The sequence below is a fragment of the Actinomadura sp. 3N508 genome (assembly GCF_044326375.1).
Lineage (GTDB): Bacteria > Actinomycetota > Actinomycetes > Streptosporangiales > Streptosporangiaceae > Spirillospora.
The window spans coordinates 58,993-76,868 of sequence record NZ_JBIRAX010000013.1 but is presented as its reverse complement, the minus strand read 5'-3'; the positions used below and the strand labels follow the sequence as shown (position 1 = coordinate 76,868).

The 17,876-nt window shown below is 72.7% G+C and carries 16 protein-coding genes; 4 read left to right on the top strand and 12 right to left on the bottom strand.

The features are described from left to right. Positions 1-67: 67 nt before the first annotated feature. The 10 genes from ACH34S_RS35570 to ACH34S_RS35525 form a co-directional block, all read right to left on the bottom strand. Entirely contained in the window at positions 68-1,768 is a 1,701-nt protein-coding gene (locus tag ACH34S_RS35570) for a GTPase family protein (RefSeq protein WP_395957289.1), read from the bottom strand. Next, positions 1,765-3,996 (bottom strand): AAA family ATPase, encoded by a 2,232-nt coding sequence (locus tag ACH34S_RS35565; RefSeq protein WP_395957288.1) that lies wholly within the window; start codon positions 3,994-3,996, stop codon positions 1,765-1,767. Before ACH34S_RS35565 ends, ACH34S_RS35570 begins: the two co-directional genes overlap by 4 nt. After that, entirely contained in the window at positions 3,993-5,231 is a 1,239-nt protein-coding gene (gene cobA / locus ACH34S_RS35560; RefSeq protein ID WP_395957287.1) for a uroporphyrinogen-III C-methyltransferase, read from the bottom strand. The genes ACH34S_RS35565 and cobA overlap by 4 nt, the downstream gene beginning before the upstream one ends. A 150-nt stretch (positions 5,232-5,381) precedes the next feature. Next, positions 5,382-6,632 (bottom strand): nicotinate-nucleotide--dimethylbenzimidazole phosphoribosyltransferase, encoded by a 1,251-nt coding sequence (locus ACH34S_RS35555; RefSeq protein WP_395957286.1) that lies wholly within the window; start codon positions 6,630-6,632, stop codon positions 5,382-5,384. A gap of 27 nt (positions 6,633-6,659) precedes the next feature. Further along, entirely contained in the window at positions 6,660-7,718 is a 1,059-nt protein-coding gene (gene cobC, locus ACH34S_RS35550) for an Rv2231c family pyridoxal phosphate-dependent protein CobC (RefSeq protein WP_395957429.1), read from the bottom strand. 87 nt (positions 7,719-7,805) lie between these two features. Further along, positions 7,806-9,086, bottom strand: coding sequence for a precorrin-6Y C5,15-methyltransferase (decarboxylating) subunit CbiT (locus ACH34S_RS35545; RefSeq protein ID WP_395957285.1), 1,281 nt, complete (start codon positions 9,084-9,086; stop codon positions 7,806-7,808). Positions 9,087-9,105: 19 nt separating this feature from the next. Continuing rightward, the gene (locus tag ACH34S_RS35540) at positions 9,106-9,624 is read right to left on the bottom strand and encodes a hypothetical protein (protein WP_395957284.1); all 519 of its coding nucleotides are present in this window, start codon (positions 9,622-9,624) and stop codon (positions 9,106-9,108) included. Then, positions 9,621-10,280, bottom strand: coding sequence for a GNAT family N-acetyltransferase (locus ACH34S_RS35535; RefSeq protein WP_395957283.1), 660 nt, complete (start codon positions 10,278-10,280; stop codon positions 9,621-9,623). Before ACH34S_RS35535 ends, ACH34S_RS35540 begins: the two co-directional genes overlap by 4 nt. Next, positions 10,277-11,698, bottom strand: a complete 1,422-nt coding sequence (locus ACH34S_RS35530; RefSeq protein ID WP_395957282.1) for a cobyrinate a,c-diamide synthase — start codon at positions 11,696-11,698, stop codon at positions 10,277-10,279. The genes ACH34S_RS35535 and ACH34S_RS35530 overlap by 4 nt, the downstream gene beginning before the upstream one ends. A gap of 80 nt (positions 11,699-11,778) precedes the next feature. Continuing rightward, positions 11,779-12,372 carry an ATP-binding protein gene (locus ACH34S_RS35525; RefSeq protein WP_395957281.1) on the bottom strand — a complete coding sequence of 198 codons (594 nt, stop codon included), beginning with the start codon at positions 12,370-12,372 and terminating at the stop codon, positions 11,779-11,781. A 190-nt stretch (positions 12,373-12,562) separates the two neighbouring features. Here ACH34S_RS35525 and ACH34S_RS35520 point away from each other — a divergent pair, with 190 nt between their 5' ends. From ACH34S_RS35520 to ACH34S_RS35505, 4 genes are all read left to right on the top strand, one after another. Next, on the top strand, positions 12,563-13,408 hold the full coding sequence (locus ACH34S_RS35520; protein WP_395957280.1) for a helix-turn-helix domain-containing protein: 846 nt from the start codon (positions 12,563-12,565) through the stop codon (positions 13,406-13,408). After that, complete coding sequence (locus ACH34S_RS35515) at positions 13,405-13,605, top strand: DUF397 domain-containing protein (RefSeq protein ID WP_395957279.1); 201 nt, start codon at positions 13,405-13,407, stop codon at positions 13,603-13,605. Before ACH34S_RS35520 ends, ACH34S_RS35515 begins: the two co-directional genes overlap by 4 nt. A 173-nt stretch (positions 13,606-13,778) precedes the next feature. Next, complete coding sequence (locus tag ACH34S_RS35510) at positions 13,779-14,798, top strand: LLM class F420-dependent oxidoreductase (RefSeq protein WP_395957278.1); 1,020 nt, start codon at positions 13,779-13,781, stop codon at positions 14,796-14,798. Between the two features lie 119 nt (positions 14,799-14,917). Then, the gene (locus tag ACH34S_RS35505; RefSeq protein WP_395957277.1) at positions 14,918-16,642 is read left to right on the top strand and encodes an acetolactate synthase large subunit; all 1,725 of its coding nucleotides are present in this window, start codon (positions 14,918-14,920) and stop codon (positions 16,640-16,642) included. 14 nt (positions 16,643-16,656) lie between these two features. On the opposite strand, the gene ACH34S_RS35500 is transcribed toward ACH34S_RS35505, so the two are convergent. Both ACH34S_RS35500 and ACH34S_RS35495 read right to left on the bottom strand, forming a co-directional pair. Next, complete coding sequence (locus ACH34S_RS35500; RefSeq protein ID WP_395957276.1) at positions 16,657-17,454, bottom strand: methyltransferase domain-containing protein; 798 nt, start codon at positions 17,452-17,454, stop codon at positions 16,657-16,659. 139 nt (positions 17,455-17,593) lie between these two features. Then, positions 17,594-17,809, bottom strand: a complete 216-nt coding sequence (locus tag ACH34S_RS35495) for a hypothetical protein (protein WP_395957275.1) — start codon at positions 17,807-17,809, stop codon at positions 17,594-17,596. Between the last annotated feature and the right edge of the window lie 67 nt (positions 17,810-17,876).

Below are 17,876 nucleotides of genomic sequence, written 5' to 3'. Positions count from 1 at the left end.
GTGTTCGAGTCAACGGTGACGCAGGCGGCACCTGTCGCGGGTGCGGTAACGGAACTGTGGATAACTCTCAGCCGCGGCCCAGCGCGATGTCGACGTCCTTGCGGAAGCGGGCGTAGACCTGGAGGTCCTGCTCGATGGGCACGATCACCTTCTCGTGCGCGACCTTCTCGATGCCCTGGCGCATGTGGTGCTCCATCTTGTCGCCGTGTTTGGCTGACGAGAGGGCGACCAGGTTCCGGCAGGCTGAGGAGGTCAGCCAGCCCATGCCCAGGGTGCAGACCACCAGGACGGCCACGTAGGGGATGAGGCCCGCTTCTCCGACCAGGCCGCCTGGGTCTCCGCCGCCCGCGTCCAGCAGGCCGTAGGCGACGAGGAGGCCGATCCATACGAGGCTGAGGATGGCGACCAGCACCAGGAAGAACTGCCACGTCTTGACCAGCCACCACCAGCGCGGCACCTGGTTGAACGTCGGCAGCGCGTCCTTGAGGGACTCGCCGAGGGCCTCGGGGATCTCGGTCGCGTGGGAGCGGGCGGCGGCGCGCAGGGAGCGTCCCCAGTGCGCGGGGAGTTCGGGGGTGATGCCCTCGGTGACGCCCTGCAGCGCGGTGTCGACGTCGCCCTGCTGGGCGCCGATCGGGCCGGTGAAGGCGCCGCGGAGCTCCTCGCGCAGCTCGGTGAGGCGCATCCGGCGCAGCGGGTCCGAGCGGAGGCGGGCGATGATCGTGGTGATGGGCCAGCCGACGAAGTCGGCGGCGCGCAGCTCGTAGGCGCTCTCCATGGCCTCGGCGACGGCGGGCGCGCCCGCGGCGTCGGCGAAGGCCTGGACGAGGTCGTCGCGGCGGCCGTCGTCGATCGTGGCGGGCGGCTCGGTGTCGGCGCGGTAGGCGACGAAGCGTTCGGCGGCCCGGTCGACGTCGGCGGACAGCCGCTCGGTGCGGGCGCGGCGGGCGGCGACGGTGTCGACGAGGATGTCCCGGAAGCCGAAGACGCCGTCCTCGGCGACGGCGGAGGTCGTCACGATGCGCGGGTCGGTGAGGCCCTCGGCCTCCAGGAGGCGGCGCAGGTCGGCGACGCAGTCGTCGATCTCGTGCGGGGTGAGCCGGTCGACCTGGTTGAGGACGATCAGCGTCACGCCGGTGTGCCGCGCGAACGGGACGATGTAGTTGCGGTGCAGGGCGGCGTCGGCGTACTTCTGCGGGTCGACGACCCAGACGAGCAGGTCGGCGATGGTGACGAACCGGTCGACCTCGGCGCGGTGCATCGCCTGGATGGAGTCGTGGTCGGGCAGGTCGATCAGGACGAGGCCCTGAAGGGTGCTGTCGGCGCGTTCCAGGTCGAGGGCGCTGGCGCGGGCGTAGCGGTGGCGCTTGTCGACGTCCAGCCAGTCGAGGAGGGGCCCGGCGCCGTCCAGGCCCCAGACGCAGGCGTGGGCCTGGGAGGTCATCGGCCGCCGCAGCCCGGTCGGCGACAGTTCGAGCCCGCAGATGGCGTTGAACAGCGACGACTTTCCGCTGCCGGTTCCGCCGGCGAGGGCGACGACGGTGTGGTCGCCGGACAGCCGGAGCCGCTGCCCGGCCCGGTCGAGCAGCGCCCCGGCCTCGGCGAGGACGGGCTGGTCGAGCCGGCCTTCGCCCGCGCGGACGAGCCGGTCGAGGCCGTTGAGGCGGTCGGTCAGGCTGGGCGGACCGGCGGGAGCGGCGGCGGGGGTGGCGGCGTCGGGGAGCGGGATCCCCGGCGGCGAGTTCGTGGGGATGGCCGAGGTGGTCATCGGGCGACCTCGAGGTTGTAGGTGGCCTGGTACAGCTGGACGGGGACGGTCTCGTCCGGGATGCCGGCGGAGTCGAGCACCTGCTCGAACCGGATGGACTCCTCGTCGAACAGCATCCCGATGCGGCTGCGCAGGTCGGCGCGGGCCTTGGCGCCCATGCCGCGCAGCGACTCGGCGCCGAACAGCGCCTTCAGCAGCCGCTGCGGGACGGCGCTGTTGCCGCCCTCGACGGCCACGTCGGACGTGCCGTACCCGAGCAGGCCGATCATCAGGACGAGCGAGACCGCCTCGGTGTCGAACGACACCAGCTTCGCGACCGAGCGCTTGGTGACGCCCTCGGTGCGGATCAGCTCCTGGACGTGGTCCTGCCATGAGCTGACGGCCCGGGTGACGCGGCGCGACAGCTCCGGGGAGACGTGCCCGAGCTCGGCGTCCGCGGCGGCGAGGACCTGGCGTCCGGCCGGGTGGTCGCGCCAGCGGGCGATGACCTGTTCGGCGCCGTGTTCGGCGGAGGCCATGATCAGCGATTCGAGGCCGCTGCGCAGCGCCGCCTTCAGCGCGCGGACCCGGGCGGGGCTGCGGCCCCGCCGCCGCGCGGACCGGCCGCGCCGGGACCGCTGGGTGTGCAGGGAGCGCAGCAGGTCGCCGGTGCCGGCGAAGTCCTGCCAGCGGGCGAGGACCTCGCCGCGCAGCAGCGAGCCGTTACGGGTGGCCTCGTCGAGCTCGGCGAGCGCGGTGCCGTACCCGGCCGCGACCTCCGCCGACAGCTCGGTGCGCTGCTCGACCTGGGCCTCGACCTGGCGGGCGAGCTCGGGGACGCGGGTGCGGAAGCTGTCGAGGACGGCGGCGAGGGTGTCGCTGATGACGATCTCGCGGTCTTCGGCGTCCTCCGCGACGCCGGTGAGCCACTCGCGGATGTCCCCGACGGCCTCCTCGGGGAGGCGGCTGTCCTCGATCCGGGTCTCGGGGACGGTGAAGCGGCGCGCCTCGCCGACCTCGTTGTCGTCCAGCATCTCGCCGAAGTGCTCGACGATCTCGGCGCCCTGCGGCCCGGCGCCCTGCGGGACCCGGGACAGCACGACGCCGATCGTGGCGCCGTTCTCCCTGGCGCGCTGGAGCATCTGCCACACCTGCGCGTCGGCGTAGCGGGCGGCGGTGGTGACGCACAGCCACAGGTCGGCGGCGGCCATCAGCTTGGTGGCGAACTCGTAGTGGTCTTCGAAGACGGAGTCGAAGTCGGGGCTGTCGAGGAGCGCGAGGCCCGGCGGGAGGACGTCGCTGGTGATGATGACCAGCTGGTCACCGGCGATGGCGTCGGGGGCCGGGCCGCGGACGCGTCCCATGCCCGGCAGCAGCGGGCCCTCCAGGAACCACTGGGCGTGGTCGGGGTGGCAGACGAGGATCGGGCTGCTGGTGGTCGGGCGCAGCACGCCGGTGGCGCTCACGCGGGCGCCGACGAGCGTGTTGACCAGCGTGGACTTGCCCGCGCCGGTGGAGCCGCCGAGGACCACCAGCATGGGCGCGCCGGCCGCCTGGATGCGCGGGAGGACGTAGTCCTGGAGCTGGTCGCGCAGCTCGTCGCGGGCCTCGCGGGCCTCCTGCACGCCGGGGACGTCCAGGAGGAGGTCGAACGCGCCGAGCTGGTCGCGCAGGCTGGTGACGGCCCGGGTCAGCTCGCCCTGGCGCACCGTGTTGGGGGCGGAGGCGGGCCTGTTCGCGCGGCGGCGTCCAATGCCTCTGGGCTTTTCGTCCTTGGCGCGCTGCGTCTGCTTGCCCGGCTCGTCTGCCGGCGCTTCCTTGCTGGGCTCGTCGTCCTTGGCGGGTTTCGTTTCCCGGTCGGCGGGGGGTTCGGCGGCGGATTTCGCGTGCTTGCCCGTGCCCGCCTGGGTGTCCTTGCGGCGGGCGTAGCGGCCTCGCCTGGTCTCCTTGGAGGGCTGTGCGTTCGAGGGTTCGGCCGTTGCGGCGTCGTCGTCGCCCGACGCGTGCTCGGCAGGCTCGGCGGCTTCGGCGTGCTCGGCGGTCTCGCCGGTAGGACGATCTTTGCCGGATGTTCCCCGGCCCGTCTCGTCCTCGCCGTCCGCCTGGCCCTCGGGGCGGGCGGTTTCGGTGCGCCGGGCCGTCGCGGGCGCGGCGTCGTTCCCGGGGGTCGCGGAGTCATCGACCTCGCGTCCCGGGCCGGCGCCGGCCTCCTCGTCGTGGACCGCGCTCTGTTCTGCCGGGGGTGTCACGGATCCCGTCCCATGTCCGCTCGAATCATGTCGATCTCTCGTGCCACGTTGACCACGTCGCCCACGACCACGATCGCCGGGGGCCGGATATCGCCTGCGGCCATCGCGTCGGCCACCGTGCCCAGCGTCGCCGTCAGCGACCGCTGGCCGGGGAGGGTGCCGTCCTGGATCACGGCGACCGGCGTGTCGGACGATCGACCATAGCGCATGAGGGCCGGTGCGATCAGCGACATCCGTTCCACGGCCATGAGCAGGACGATCGTGCCGCTCCCGCGGCCCAGCGCGGCCCAGTCGACGGCCGAGTCGGGGTGCCCGGGAGGGACGTGCGCGGAGACGACGTGGAACTCCTGCGCGACGCCCCGGTGGGTGACCGGGATCCCCGCGGCGGACGGGACGGCGACGGCGCTGGTGATGCCCGGGACGACCGTGACGGGCACGCCGTGCCGGGCGCAGTGCAGCGCCTCCTCGCCGCCGCGGCCGAACACGAACGGGTCGCCGCCCTTGAGCCGGACGACGAAGCGCCCCTGCTTGGCGTGCTCGACGAGGTATTCGTTGATGCGGTCCTGCGTGACGGTGCGGCCGTAGGGGATCTTGGCGGCGTCGATCACCTCGACGTCGGGGGCCAGCTCGTCCAGGAGGCCGCCGGGGGCGAGCCGGTCGGTGACGACGACGTCGGCCATCGCGAGGAGCTGCCGGCCGCGGACGGTGATCAGCCCCGGGTCGCCGGGACCGCCGCCGACGAGGGCGACGCCGGCGGGCTTGCGCCGGGAGTGCCGGGCTTCGAGGGCGCCGGCGCGCAGGCCGTCGACCACGGCGTCGCGGATGCCGGCGGCGCGGCGCGGGTCGCCGCCGAGCAGGACGCCGACGGTCGCGTCCCCCGCGCGGCCGCTCGCGGGCGTCCAGGCGGGCGAGGACTCGGCGTCGTCGGCCCGGACGGCCCAGATGCGGGCGTCTTCCGCCTCCGCGACGACGTCGGCGTTGACCTTGGCGTCGTCGGTGACGGCCTGGACAAGCCAGGCGCCCGCGCAGTCACCGCTCCGGAACCCGCGCCGCTGCCAGGTGATCTTCCCGCGCTCGGCGAGGCCCTGCAGGGAGGGGGTGACGTCCGGCGAGACCAGGACCACGTCGGCGCCCGCGTCCAGCAGCGCGGGCACGCGGCGCTGGGCGACCCGGCCCCCGCCGACGACGAGGACGCGCCGGCCGCCGAGTCGCAGTCCTAGCAGGTACGGGGGCACGTGGTGTTTCTCTCGATCGGATGTGCGGATCAGCTCGCGGACTCCGGTAAGGGACTAGTGGCCTTGTGGAACAAAGGTACTCGGGTTGAGGAGTGCATGGAGAGGGCCTCCGGCCAGTCGATAGCCGAAGGTGACTCATTCCGTGATCGTTTAGTTACGCGGTCGGGCGTCCTTCTCGGTGACGCCGGCGGAGTCGAAGGTGGCGACCTCGTGCAGGACCCGCACCGAGCCCTGGACCAGCGGCAATGCGAGCAGAGCGCCCGTTCCCTCGCCGAGCCTGAGCTCCAGGTCGACGAGCGGGCGCAGGCCCAGCGCGGCGAGCGCGGCGGCGTGGCCGGGCTCGGCCGAGCGGTGCCCGGCGACGCAGGCGCCGATGGCGTCGGGGCTGAGGGCGGCGGCCACGAGGGCGGCGGCTCCGGCGATCACCCCGTCCAGGACGACGGGCACGCGCAGGGCCGCCGCGCCGAGGACGAACCCGGCGATCGCGGCATGTTCGAGGCCGCCGACCGCCGCCAGCACGTCCAGGGGGGCCGCGTCGTCGTCGGGCAGGCCGTGGCGGGCCAGGGCGGTGCGGACGATCTCGACCTTGCGAGCATGGGTGGCGTCGTCGATTCCGGTGCCGCGGCCGGTGACCTCCTCGGGCGGGCGGCCGGTGAACGCGGCGATCAGCGCGGCGGACGCGGTGGTGTTGGCGATCCCCATGTCCCCGGTGATCAGGCAGCGGGCTCCGCCCGCGCCGTTCGACGGGGGACGACCCCCCACACCCCCCGGATCGCCTTCGGCTCCGCCCGCGCCCTTCGAGGGGGGACGACCCCCCACACCCCCCGGATCGCCTTCGGCTCCGCCCGCGCCCTTCGAGGGGGGACGACCCCCCACACCCCCCGGATCGCCTTCGGCTCCGCCTTTGACCAGGTCGCGGGCCACCTCTATGCCGGTGGTGACGGCGCGGCGGGCCTCGCCGGCGGTCATCGCGGGGCCGAGCGTCATGTCGGCGGTGCCGGGGGCGATCTTGCGCTGGAGCAGGCCGGGGGCGGCCTCGAGGTCGCTTGCGACGCCGATGTCGACGACGCTGACCGCGGCGCCGACCTGGGCCGCGAACGCGTTGACGACGGCGCCGCCCACCAGGAAGTTGGCCACCATCTGCGCGGTGACCTCCTGCGGCCACGGGCTGACGCCCTGCGCGTGGACGCCGTGGTCGGCGGCGAACACGGCGACGGCGGCGGGCTCGGGCAGCGGCGGCGGGCACTGCCCGGCGAGCCCGGCGAGCTTGACCGACAGCTCTTCCAGGACGCCGAGCGACCCGGGCGGCTTGGTGAGGCGGGCCTGGTGGTCGCGGGCGTCGCGCATGGCGGCCTCGTCCAGAGGCGCGATGGCGGCGACGGTCTCCTCGATCAGGTTCACGTTGTCCTCTCCCTGGGTGCCGATCCCTTAGATGCCGAGTTCGCCGAGCACATCTAGAAGGGCGTCGTTGGAGGACCGGTCGCGCACGGTGATGCGCAGCCAGTCGGAGCCGAGCCCTGGGAACGTGTCTCCGCGCCTCACGGCATAGCCGCGCTGCCTTAGCAGTGCTCTGATGCCGAGAGCGTCGGGCACGCACAGGCACAGGAAGGACGCTCGCGCTCCCGGGACGACATAGATGCCGCGTGTGGTGAGCTCCGCGGCCAGCCGGTCGCGTTCGGCGGCGAGCGCGACGGCCCACCCTTCGGCCTCGGCGACGGCCTCCGGAGCGGAGCAGGCCTCTATGGCGACGAGCGCAGGTGTGGACACCGCCCAGAGCGGCTGCGCCTCTGCGAGCCGTTCGATCAGGTAGGGATCGGCCAGGACGTATCCGGCGCGCAGGCCCGCGAGGCCCCAGGTCTTGGTGAGGGAGCGGACGACGGCGACACCGGTGGGCAGCTTGCCGGTGAGGGTCTCGGGCTCGCCGGGGACGCAGTCCATGAACGCCTCGTCGACGATGACCGTCCGGCCGGGCGCGGCCAGCGCGGCGACGGCGGCGGCGGGGTGCAGCACGGAGGTCGGGTTCGTCGGGTTGCCGATCACGACGAGGTCGGCGTCGGCCGGGATCGCGGCGGGGTCGAGGGCGAAGTCCTTGCCCAGGATCACCCGCTCCACCGGGTGGCCGGCGGCCCGCAGCGCGGCCTCGGGCTCGGTGAACTGCGGGTGCACCACAACCGCCTTCTGTGGCGCGAGGACCCGCGCCATCAGCACGAACGCCTCCGCCGCACCGGCGGTGAGCAGCACCTCGCCGACGGCCCTGCCGTGCCGCCGGGCGACCGCGCGGCGGGCCGGGCGCGGGTCGGGGTAGGCGGCGAGGTCCGCGACGGACGCGCGGATCCGCTCGGCCAGCCAGGCCGGGGGCATGCCGGTCCGGACGTTGACGGCGAAGTCGGCGAGCCCGTCGCCGACCTCCGTGTCCCCGTGGTGCCGGAGGTCGATGTCGGGGAGGTCGGCCGGGACGGTCAACTGCGCCTCCTGCGTCGCTTCCAGGACGGATACCAGGGTTTCACGACTTGGGAGGTGTTACGTCCCGGTCTCGCCCGCCTTGCCTATCTTGCCTGCCTTGTCGGGGACGCCCTATTCGCCGGGCTCGGTCGGCAGGGCGGGGATGGTCTCGATGGAGCGGACGGTCTGGGACGGGTGCCGTCCCCACGTCTGGGCGTCCCGCTGACCCCACACGACGATCACGGAAGCGTCGGGCTGCTCTGGGCCCTCGTCCAAGGGCGTCGCTCGGAGCCGGACGGCCTCGGCGGTGAAGCCGTGCTCGGCCAGCACGTCCATCATCTCCTGCGCGATCCCGGCGTCGTCTTGCGGCGACGCAGAGGCCGCGATGGCGACGAGCCGGGACGGTCTGAGGGCGGCGCACGTCCGGACGGCGTCCGGCCCGGCCGGTCCGGCGAACCCCGGGCCGATGAACACGGCGTCGGGCTCGGGCAGGTGCCCGGCCGTGGACCGCACGTCCCCGGACGCCATCGCGACCTTGACCCCGTGCAGGCGGACGTTCTCCCGGATCCGCTCGCACGTCGTGTAGTCGCGGTCGACGGCCACGACGGCGGCGCCGAAGCGCGCGCATTCGATGCCGACCGAGCCGTCGCCGGACTCCACGTCCCACACCATGTCGCCGACCCTCGGGCCGAGCCTGGCCAGGACGAAGGCGCGGACATCCGGCCGCGGACCGGCTCCATCACCGAAGGCGTCCGAGGGCAGCGCCCATCCGGCGGGACTCGGCGCGGACCCTGAGATCCAGGTCGCGTCCCCGAGCGCGTGCCGGTTGTCCAGGACGAGCACCACATCCGGGTCTTTCCACGGACGTGTCGTGGCCTCGGCCGGACGGACATACACGACCCGCTCCCCAGGCCCGTCCAGGTCTTCGCAGACGACGAACGACCGCGGGGTCACGGGGAACAGCGCGCGCGCCAGCTCCGCTGGGCCCGCACCCGGCCCGGTCAGCACGGCCACCTTGGGGTGGGCTCGGCAGGCGTTGACGGCTTGTCTCAGGTGCCCGTCGCGGGCGGAGACGACGAGCGCGTCGTCCCAAGGCAGTCCCGCTTGGGAGAAGGCCCGCGCGACCATCGGCGCGGACGGCAGTACCTCTGGGGCATGCCCTTGTTCGAGCAGCATCCGGAGGATCCCGAAGTAGCCGGGATCGCCGTCCACGACGAGCACGACGTCCTGGTCCGTGACGTCGACGCCTCGCAGCGCCTCTGCCAGATCCCCGGTCGCGACCTTCTGGGCCTCGGCCCCAATGGGCAGATCGTCCAGGTGGCCGGGTTCTCCGAGCACCAGCGCAGCGCTTTCCAGAGCCGCCCGGGCCGCCTCGCTGAGCGGTGAACCGTTGCGGCCGACGATCGTGAGCATCGCCTACCCCGCCTAATGCCTACCGGGCCATTCGCCCGAACATGCCGACCATGCGCTCGCCCTCCGGATCGAGCATGACCACCTGCGCGGCGACCGGGCTGGCGGGCGTCCCGGCGGCCTCGGCGGCGAGCCGTTCCAGCTCACCGGCCGTCCGGCGGCACAGCTCCCGGCCGCACGGGCCGAGCACGCCCGCCGCCTCCCACCGGTCGTAGGCGTCCCGGAGCGTCGGCGCCTCCGCCACTGTCGCGGCCAGCGCGGCGTCGCCGCCCATGTCGAGGGTGACCGACTCCAGGACACCCGCGACACCGCCCGCGCCGCCGAGGAAGCGCGCCTGCTCGGCCAGCCCGGCGACCAGGACGACCTGCGCGAGCTCCGCCCTGACCGCCTCCTTGAACGCCGCGCGCAGCCGCGTGGGGCCGGGCTCGCCGGACGCCCCGGCCGGGACGAAGCGCGCGTCCGGCAGCCCCGGCAGCATCCGCCGGGCCGCCTGGTGCGCGCCCTCGCCGTAGAGCACGAGCGTCCTGTCCGCGTCGATCACCCGGGCCGTCCCTCCTCGTCCTGGGCGTCGAGCCTCTCGAAGCCGCCGCCGGACCACCGCCGCGGCGCGCCGGTGACCCCCGATCCGACCTGCGCCCCCGGCGGCGGCGGGTCGCTCGCGATCCGGCTGAAGACGATCATGTCCTGGTTGGCGCCGTTCTCGCGTTCCGCGCCCCGCGCGATGCCCTCGCGCACGTAGCCGTTCTTCTCCGCGACGCGGATGGACGCGTGGTTGGTGACCATGGCGCGCAGTTCGACGCGGAAGAGCCCGCAGTCGCGCAGCGCCCACTCGGAGATGAGCCGGAGGGCCTCGGTGGCGTAGCCGTGCCCGCGCGCCGCCGGGCGCAGCCCATAGCCGACCTCGCTCGTCAGATGCTCCCAGTTCACCTTGAACAGCCCGATGGTGCCGAGCAGGTCGCCGCCGTCGCGGCCGGTCACCGCCAGATGGATGCCCAGCCCGTAGCGCTGGACCTTGTTGACGCCCTCGCTCAGGAACCAGGCGATGGGCTCGGCCTCCAGCACGGTCGGGAAGCTCGGCGGCAGGAAGTCCTCACCGGCGCGGATCACCTCGATCAGCCCCGCGGCGTCGTCCAGCCCGAACGTCCGCAGGACGACCCGTTCCCCCTCCAGCCGGACGCTTCCGTCGAAGCCGTTCACTCGCGCTCCCCTTCTCCGCGGGCGTCTCCCCTGCGGGCGGCTTCTCCGCAGGCGTCGACCAGCCTGCTCGCGAACCAGGGCGCCCCCGCCCAATGCACGTGGAGGTAGGACGCGACACAATCGCCCTGCACGAAACCCACGGGACCGGACGCGGCCCACTGCCAGGCCGCGGTGTCCCCATGGACGGGTTCGGTGACCGTGCTGTGGAACTCGTGGCCGCGTACCCGTTCGCCCGCGCGGGCGACGACCGAGTCGGCCACCGCCACCGCGGCACGATAGCCCAGTGTCAGCCGCGAGGCCATGGTCGCCTTCACTCCGGCCAAGACGCCGCACATGGCGGCACCGTCCAACTCTTGCGCGAGATAGAGAAGGCCCGCGCATTCCGCGTACACGGGACGCGACGCCTTGCCGAAGGCGGCCAGCTCACGGCGCAGGGGCTCGTTGGACGAAAGTTCCGCCGCGTGCATCTCGGGGAACCCTCCGCCTATGACGACGCCGCTCGTCCCTTCGGGGAGTTCCTCGTCCCGGAGCGGGTCGAACCGGACGACCTCGGCGCCCGCCGCCGCGAGAAGCTCCTCGTTCTCCGCGTACCCGAACGTGAACGCGGGCCCTCCGGCGACCGCGATCCGCGGACGTTGCGATTGTTTTTCCCTGGGTCCCACCGCCTCCGCCGGGTCCCAGGGGCCGGCGGTCAGCGGGGGCGCCGCGCGGGCCAGGGCGAGGATCGCGTCTAGGTCGCAGGACGCGGCGATCAGCTCGCCGAGCCGCCGGACGGCCCGGACCGCGTCCGCCCGCCGCTCGGCCGCCGGGACGAGCCCGAGATGGCGGGACGGCGCCGTCGCCTCGTCGTGGTGGCGGAGCGCGCCCAGCACGGGCAGGCCGAGGCCCTCGACGGCGTCGCGGCACATGCGTTCGTGGCCGTCCGAGCCGAGGCGGTTGAGGATCACGCCGCCGATCCTGACCGTCCCGTAGGAGCGGAAGCCGTGGACGAGCGCGGCCACGGACCGTCCGGCCGCCGCGGAGGCGTCCACGACCAGGACGACGGGCGCGTCCAGGAGGGTCGCGACGTGGGCGGTGGACGCGTAGTCGCCGCCACCGGCCGCATCGGCGGGTCCCAGCCCAGCGGCGCCGTCGTACAGGCCCATGACGCCTTCGACGATCGCGATGTCCGCACCGTCCGCGCCATGCGAGAAGAGGGGGACGATCAGTTCCTCGGACGTCAGCCATGGATCGAGGTTGCGTCCGGGACGTCCGGTGGCGAGCGCGTGGTAGCCGGGGTCGATGTAGTCGGGCCCGGCCTTGTGCGGGGAGACCGCCAGGCCGCGGCCGGCGAACGCGGCCATCAGACCCGTCGCGACGGTCGTCTTACCGCTTCCGGTGGAAGGGGCGGCCACAACGAGCCGCGGAACGTCGAGCACGCGCCCACAGCATAGGGGCGCAGGGCGGCGCGGCTCGCCGGACGCTCCGGGCGCCGGCCGAGCCGTGGGCTTGCGGAGGGTCAGCGGAGGGCGGCGGACGCGGTGGCGCCTGGCACCGCGAACCAGACGGCCTTGCCGCGAACGGACGGCCCGAGCCGGGAGCGCGTCCGCCGCATGCCCCAGCGCCCGCCGGACAGTTCCCGGACGATGCTGAGCCCGCGCCCGCAGTCGCCGGACGTCCACGAGTAGCCGGGGAGCGCGGCGTCGGGGAACGCGTCGAAGACCGCGCACCGGACTTCGCCGCTCGCACCGTCCGGTGCCGCGCCCTCGCCTTCGCCGCCGTCGCCGCCGGGCTCGTCGTCGCTCGTCTCGTTCTCGCCGAGATACAGCCACAGCTCGTGCGGGCCGTGCTCGCCGGCGTGCTGGTGCGCGTTCGTCGCCAGCTCGCTCACCATGAGCTGCGCGTCGGCGATCGCGTCGGGCGGGACGCCCAGCGAGGCGAGCGCGTCGCGCAGGACGCGCCGGGCATGGCCGGCGCATCCGGCACCGCCCGGCAGGGCCCAGACCCAGCCGGGCCTGCTTCCCGCGGCGGCGCGTTCGTCGCCGTCACCGTCGCCGCCCGCCATCGCGTCGGCCATCGTCTCGGCCGTCAGGCCGGCTGTCGTGCTCTTCACGGGTTCCTCCCGCGTTCCTACGGGCGCGCGGCCTGCCCGCTCGTCACTGTCGGTCCCCCGGTAGTTACGGAGCCAAGCGTGTCGTGAGAATCTCACCAGCGCAACAGCCTTTGCGGAATTGCTCTACCCGACCTGCCGGGTTCGTCAATCGCGTTGTGACGCGCGTCGAGAGTGGTAAGACTCCACTCCCATGACCTACCGCCCCACCGTCCGTGGCCGCCGCCTGGCGCGGGAACTGCGCAAGCTGCGAGAGGAGCAGGGCCTGACCTTGCAGGAGGTGGCGGATCGGCTCGACTGGTCGCGGGCCACCGTCTCCCGGCTCGAGACCAGCCAGACCCGGCCCAAACCCGGCGACATCGCCGACATCCTCGATCTCTACGGTGTCCCCAGCCCCGCCCGCGACGCGCTCATCACGCTCGCCCGGCAGGCCGGGCAGCGCGGCTGGTGGACCGCCTACCAGGACGTCTTCGCGGGCAGCTATGTCGCGCTCGAGGACGAGGCGTCGCACATCCGCACCTGGGATCCGCAGCTCGTCCACGGGCTATTGCAGACCGAGCAGTACTCCCGGGCCGTGATCACGGCGGGCCGGCTGCTGCCCGGACCCGAGGACATCGAGCGCCGCATCGCGGCCCGCAAGATCCGCCAGGCACTGCTGGACCGGACGGACGCGCCGCGCCTGCACGTCGTGTTCGACGAGGCGGTGCTGCACCGTCCGATCGGCGGCGAGAAGGTGATGCGCGCCCAGCTGGAGGCCCTCGCCACCGCGGTGAACACCCGCCCATCCGTCACGATTCAGGTACTTCCGTATACGGCGCGGGAGCATGCGGGCCTCGATGGACGATTCACCATATTGTCGTATCCAGACCCCGCAGACCCCGATATCGCCTACGTAGAGGGCACCATGGGCGACGTTTACCTTGAGAGCGCTGAGGCAATAGCAAAACATAGGGATCGCTTCGATCGGATCGAGGCGATCGCCCTGTCCCCCGAGGATTCCGCGCACCTCATAGCCGAGGCAGCAAGGAGCAGCCCGTGACCAACCTGCAGCGCGAACTCACCGGTGCCGCTTGGCGCAAGTCGTCCCACAGCGGGAGCGGCGACCAGTGCGTCGAGGTGGCCGCCCTGTCCAGCGACCTTCGCGCGGTCCGCGACTCCAAGGACCCCGACGGTCCCGCGCTGGTGCTGACGCCGTCCGCCTGGCAGCGCATGCTGAGCGCGATCAAGGAGGCCTAGCGACGGCTCAGGGGCCGCGGCGACTGGTTCGCCGCGGCCCCTGACCCTTTTCGGAAAATAGAACGTGTTCTAGTATCGCGGTGCGACGATGGCCGGGCGTCACAAGGAACCGGGCGCCACAAGGAACCGGGCGCGACGACGAACGGGCGCGACGACGAACCGGAGGGTGCACCGTGACCGCGGAACTGAAGCTCGGCATCAACGTCGGCTACTGGCAGCGCGACGTCGACGACCAGACCGACACCGTCCTCTCGGCGGAGCGCTGCGGCTACGACTCGGTGTTCACCGCCGAGGCCTACGGCTCGGACGCCTTCACCCCGCTGACCTGGTACGCGGCTCGCACGTCCCGGATCAAACTGGGCACCGCCGTGGCGCAGATCTCGGCGCGCACCCCCGCCGCCACCGCCATGCACGCGCTGACGCTGGACGCGCTGTCGGGCGGGCGGGTCATCCTCGGGCTCGGCGCGTCAGGACCGCAGGTCGTCGAGGGCTGGTACGGGCAGCCGTTCCCGAAGCCGCTCGCCCGCACCCGCGAGTACATCGACATCGTCCGGCAGGTCTGGCGCCGCGAGGCCCCGGTGACCAGCGAAGGCCCGCACTACCCGCTGCCGCTGCCCGGCGGCGCGGGGCTCGGCAAGCCGCTGAAGTCGATCGTCCATCCCGTCCGCCCGGACATCCCCGTCTACCTGGGCGCGGAGGGGCCGAAGAACGTCGCGCTGTCCACCGAGATCGCGCAGGGCTGGCTGCCGCTGTTCGTCGACCCCGCGCAGATCGACGCGGTCTTCGGGGAGTCGCTGGCGAACCGCCCGGACGGCTTCGAGATCGCCGCCACCGTCGTCACGATCGTCACCGACGATCTCCAGGCCGCGCTGGAGTTCGCCAAGATCCCCGTCGCGTTCTACATCGGCGGGATGGGCGCCCGGCAGCGCAACTTCCATCTCGACCTGATCGGCCGGCTCGGCTTTGCGGAGCAGGCGGCCCGCGTCCAGGAACTCTTCCTCGCCGGACGCCGCGACGAGGCGATCAAGGCCGTGCCGGACGAACTGGCGGACGCGATCTCCCTTCTCGGCCCCCTCGGGCGGATCAAGGAGCGGCTCCAGCTGTGGCGCGACAGCCCCGTCACCACCGTGCTGATCGCCGGCGTGCGGGACGAGCCGACGCTCCGCGCCATCAAGAACATCGCCGATTCCTGAGCGAACTCCTGAGCGGATTCTGAGAGCGATCACACATCGGCGGGCAGGAATCGCGGTAGGGCCGAGGGTGCTGAACAAGACATCACCCAGCGATCAGCAGACTGGAGATGGGACACACGATGTCCACGCAGGAAGCCCCCGCGCAACAGAACGCCGCCCGGCTGCTCGTCCGGGCCCTTGAGGCGGAGGGCGTCGAATACGTCTTCGGAATTCCGGGCGAGGAGAACATCCATTTCGTCCATGCGCTGAATGACTCGTCCATTCGGTATGTCCTGGTTCGGCACGAGCAGGGCGCGGCGTTCATGGCGGAGATCTACGGGCGGCTCACCGGCAAGGCGGGCGTGGCGTCGGCGACGCTCGGCCCGGGCGCGATCAACCTCCAGCTCGGCGTCGCGGACGCGACCACCAACAGCACTCCCGTTGTGGCGATCTCCGCGCAGGTCGGCCTGGACCGCATCTACAAGGAGTCGCACCAGATCGTCGACCTGGTGTCGCTGTTCCGCCCGATCACCAAGTGGTCGGAGCTGGCCCCGCGGGCCGAGGCGCTACCCGAGATGGTGCGCAAGGCGTTCAAGACGGCGCAGACCGAGCGTCCGGGCGCCGTCTACCTGGCGATCCCCGAGGACGTCGAGGCCGCGAAGGTCTCCGCGGAGCTGAAGCCGCTGCCGGTGAACGTCGTGCGGACGCAGGAGCCGTCGCCGTCGCAGATCGCCCGCGCCGCCGACGTGCTCGCGCTCGCCGCCCGGCCCGTCGTGCTGGCCGGGCACGGCGCGACCCGCGCCCGCGCGAGCGACGCGCTGCGCTACTTCTCCGAGCACCTCGGCCTGCCGGTCGCGACCACGTTCAACGGCAAGGGCGTCTTCCCCGATGACCACCCCAACGCGCTCGGCGCGGTCGGGTTCATGCGCCACGACTACGTGAACTTCGGCTTCGACGAGGCAGATGTCCTCATCGCCGTCGGTTACGAGCTGCAGGAGTTCGACCCGGTCAAGATCAACCCGAAGGCCGACAAGAAGATCATCCACATCCACCAGTTCCCCGCCGAGGTGGACGACCACTACCCGGTCGAGGTCGGCATCCAGGGCGACATCTCCCGGACGCTCCACGCGCTGGCCGACTCCGTCCACCGCCGCTTCAACGTCAACGGCACGGACCGTCCTCCAGCCCCCACCCACCACCAATCAACGGACGAGCTCCGCTCGACTCACCACCGGATCCGCGAGATGCTCCGCGAGGAGCTGGCCGAAGGCGCCAGGGAGGACGGGTTCCCGCTGTCGCCCCGCCGCGTCGTGTCCGACGTCCGCGCCGCCATGGGCCGCGGCGACATCGTCCTCGCCGACACCGGCGCGGTGAAGATGTGGATGGCGCGCATGTACCCGACGTACGAGCCGAACACGCTGCTGGTCTCCAACGGGCTGTCGTCCATGGGGTTCGCGGTGCCGGGCGCGATCGCGGCGAAGCTCGCCCATCCCGAGCGCAAGGTCCTCGCCGCGACCGGCGACGGCGCGTTCCTGATGAACTCGCAGGAGCTGGAGACGGCCGTCCGGGAGAACATCCCGATCACCGTCCTGATCTGGGACGACTCCGCCTACGGCCTGATCAAGTGGAAGATGGACCTGGAGATCGGCGCCAGCTCCAACATCAAGTTCGGCAACCCCGACTTCGTGAAGTACGCGGAGAGCTTCGGCGCCCGCGGCTACCGCGTCGAGGCGGCCGGCGACCTCCTCCCGACCCTCCGCAAGGCCCTGGCCGACGAGGCGGTCTCAGTCATCACCGTCCCGGTCGACTACTCCCACAACCTCCAGCTGACCGACAAGCTCGGCGACCTCACCGACCCGTTCTGACCGGTTCGCCGACGCTAGACGCGGCAGAGGATCTCGCCGTGGGTGACGGAGTACCAGCCGTCGTCGGCGGCGGCCCACGCCTTCCAGCCCTCGTAGATGCGTCGCAGCTCTTCGCGGGTTGCGTGGCCGCCGTCGACGGCGTGGTCGGCGAGCGCGGAGCGGTGCAGGCGGCCGCCCCATGACTCGCTCCACCATTCGCGCTCGGCGGGCGTGGAGTAGCACCAGGACGAGGCCGACGCGGCGATGCCGGTGAACCCGGCGGCGCGGGCCCAGGAGACGAGGCGGCGGCCCGCGTCGGGTTCGCCGCCGTTGCCGCGGGCGACCTTGTAGTAGATCGGCATCCAGGCGTCCATGCCGGGCGGGTCCGGGTACCAGGCCATGGTGCCGAAGTCGGCGTCGCGGGCGGCGACGATGCCGCCGGGCCTGGCGACGCGGCGCATCTCCCGCAGCGCCTGGACGGGGTCGGCGACGTGCTGCAAGACCTGGTGGGCGTGGACGACGTCGAACGTGCCGTCGGCATAGGGCAGGGCGTGGACGTCGGCGACCGCGAATTCGACGTTGGAGAGCGCGGCGTTCTTGCGGGCCTCGTCCAGGACGGCCTCGGCGGAGTCGGTGGCGACGACGCGGCCGGGGGCGACGCGCTCGGCGAGCCCGGCGGTGATCGTCCCGGGGCCGCAGCCGACGTCCAGGACGGACGCGCCCGGACGCAGGTGATCGACCAGGTAGGCCGCGGAGTTCTCGACGGTCCGCCACGTGTGCGAGCTCAGGACGCTCTCATGGTGGCCGTGGGTGTAGGTCGCTTCAGGGGACATCGGATCGCCTCTCTGTGCCGTGCCCTCACCCTACGACCGCTTCTCACACTTTGAGAACTACGTCTTGCCATATGAGACGAAGAGGCGAAAGCGAAGGGGACCGAGGATTTCCTCGGCCCCCTTCGCTGTCGGTCTAGAGTCAGGCCGCCACGGCGATGCGGGCGGGCGCGGGCCGCAGGGACGGGGCCGCGCGCATCGGCAGCGCCTCGACGGTGGCCAGCGCGGGCGGGATCTCGGCGTAGGCGTTCAGCGACGCATGGGAAAGATCGGTGAGCCACGGCTCGACGACGGTCCGCTCGGCGGGCCCGTCCAGCCGCGGGTGGGAGAGATGGAACGTGCCGGTCGCTGCGCTCATGCCAACACCCCTTCCAAAGCCCGGTGGGCCCGCGCCAGTGCGGATCGCCACCGTCAGTCACATACCC

Bases quoted from the DNA above. Each gene is read 5' to 3' on its own strand.
- ACH34S_RS35500 (WP_395957276.1), bottom strand. From the start codon at position 17,454: ATGTCCCCTGAAGCGACCTACACCCACGGCCACCATGAGAGCGTCCTG.
- ACH34S_RS35545 (WP_395957285.1), bottom strand. From the start codon at position 9,086: ATGCTCACGATCGTCGGCCGCAACGGTTCACCGCTCAGCGAGGCGGCC.
- ACH34S_RS35495 (WP_395957275.1), bottom strand. From the start codon at position 17,809: ATGAGCGCAGCGACCGGCACGTTCCATCTCTCCCACCCGCGGCTGGAC.
- ACH34S_RS35570 (WP_395957289.1), bottom strand. From the start codon at position 1,768: ATGACCACCTCGGCCATCCCCACGAACTCGCCGCCGGGGATCCCGCTC.
- ACH34S_RS35520 (WP_395957280.1), top strand. From the start codon at position 12,563: ATGACCTACCGCCCCACCGTCCGTGGCCGCCGCCTGGCGCGGGAACTG.
- ACH34S_RS35505 (WP_395957277.1), top strand. From the start codon at position 14,918: ATGTCCACGCAGGAAGCCCCCGCGCAACAGAACGCCGCCCGGCTGCTC.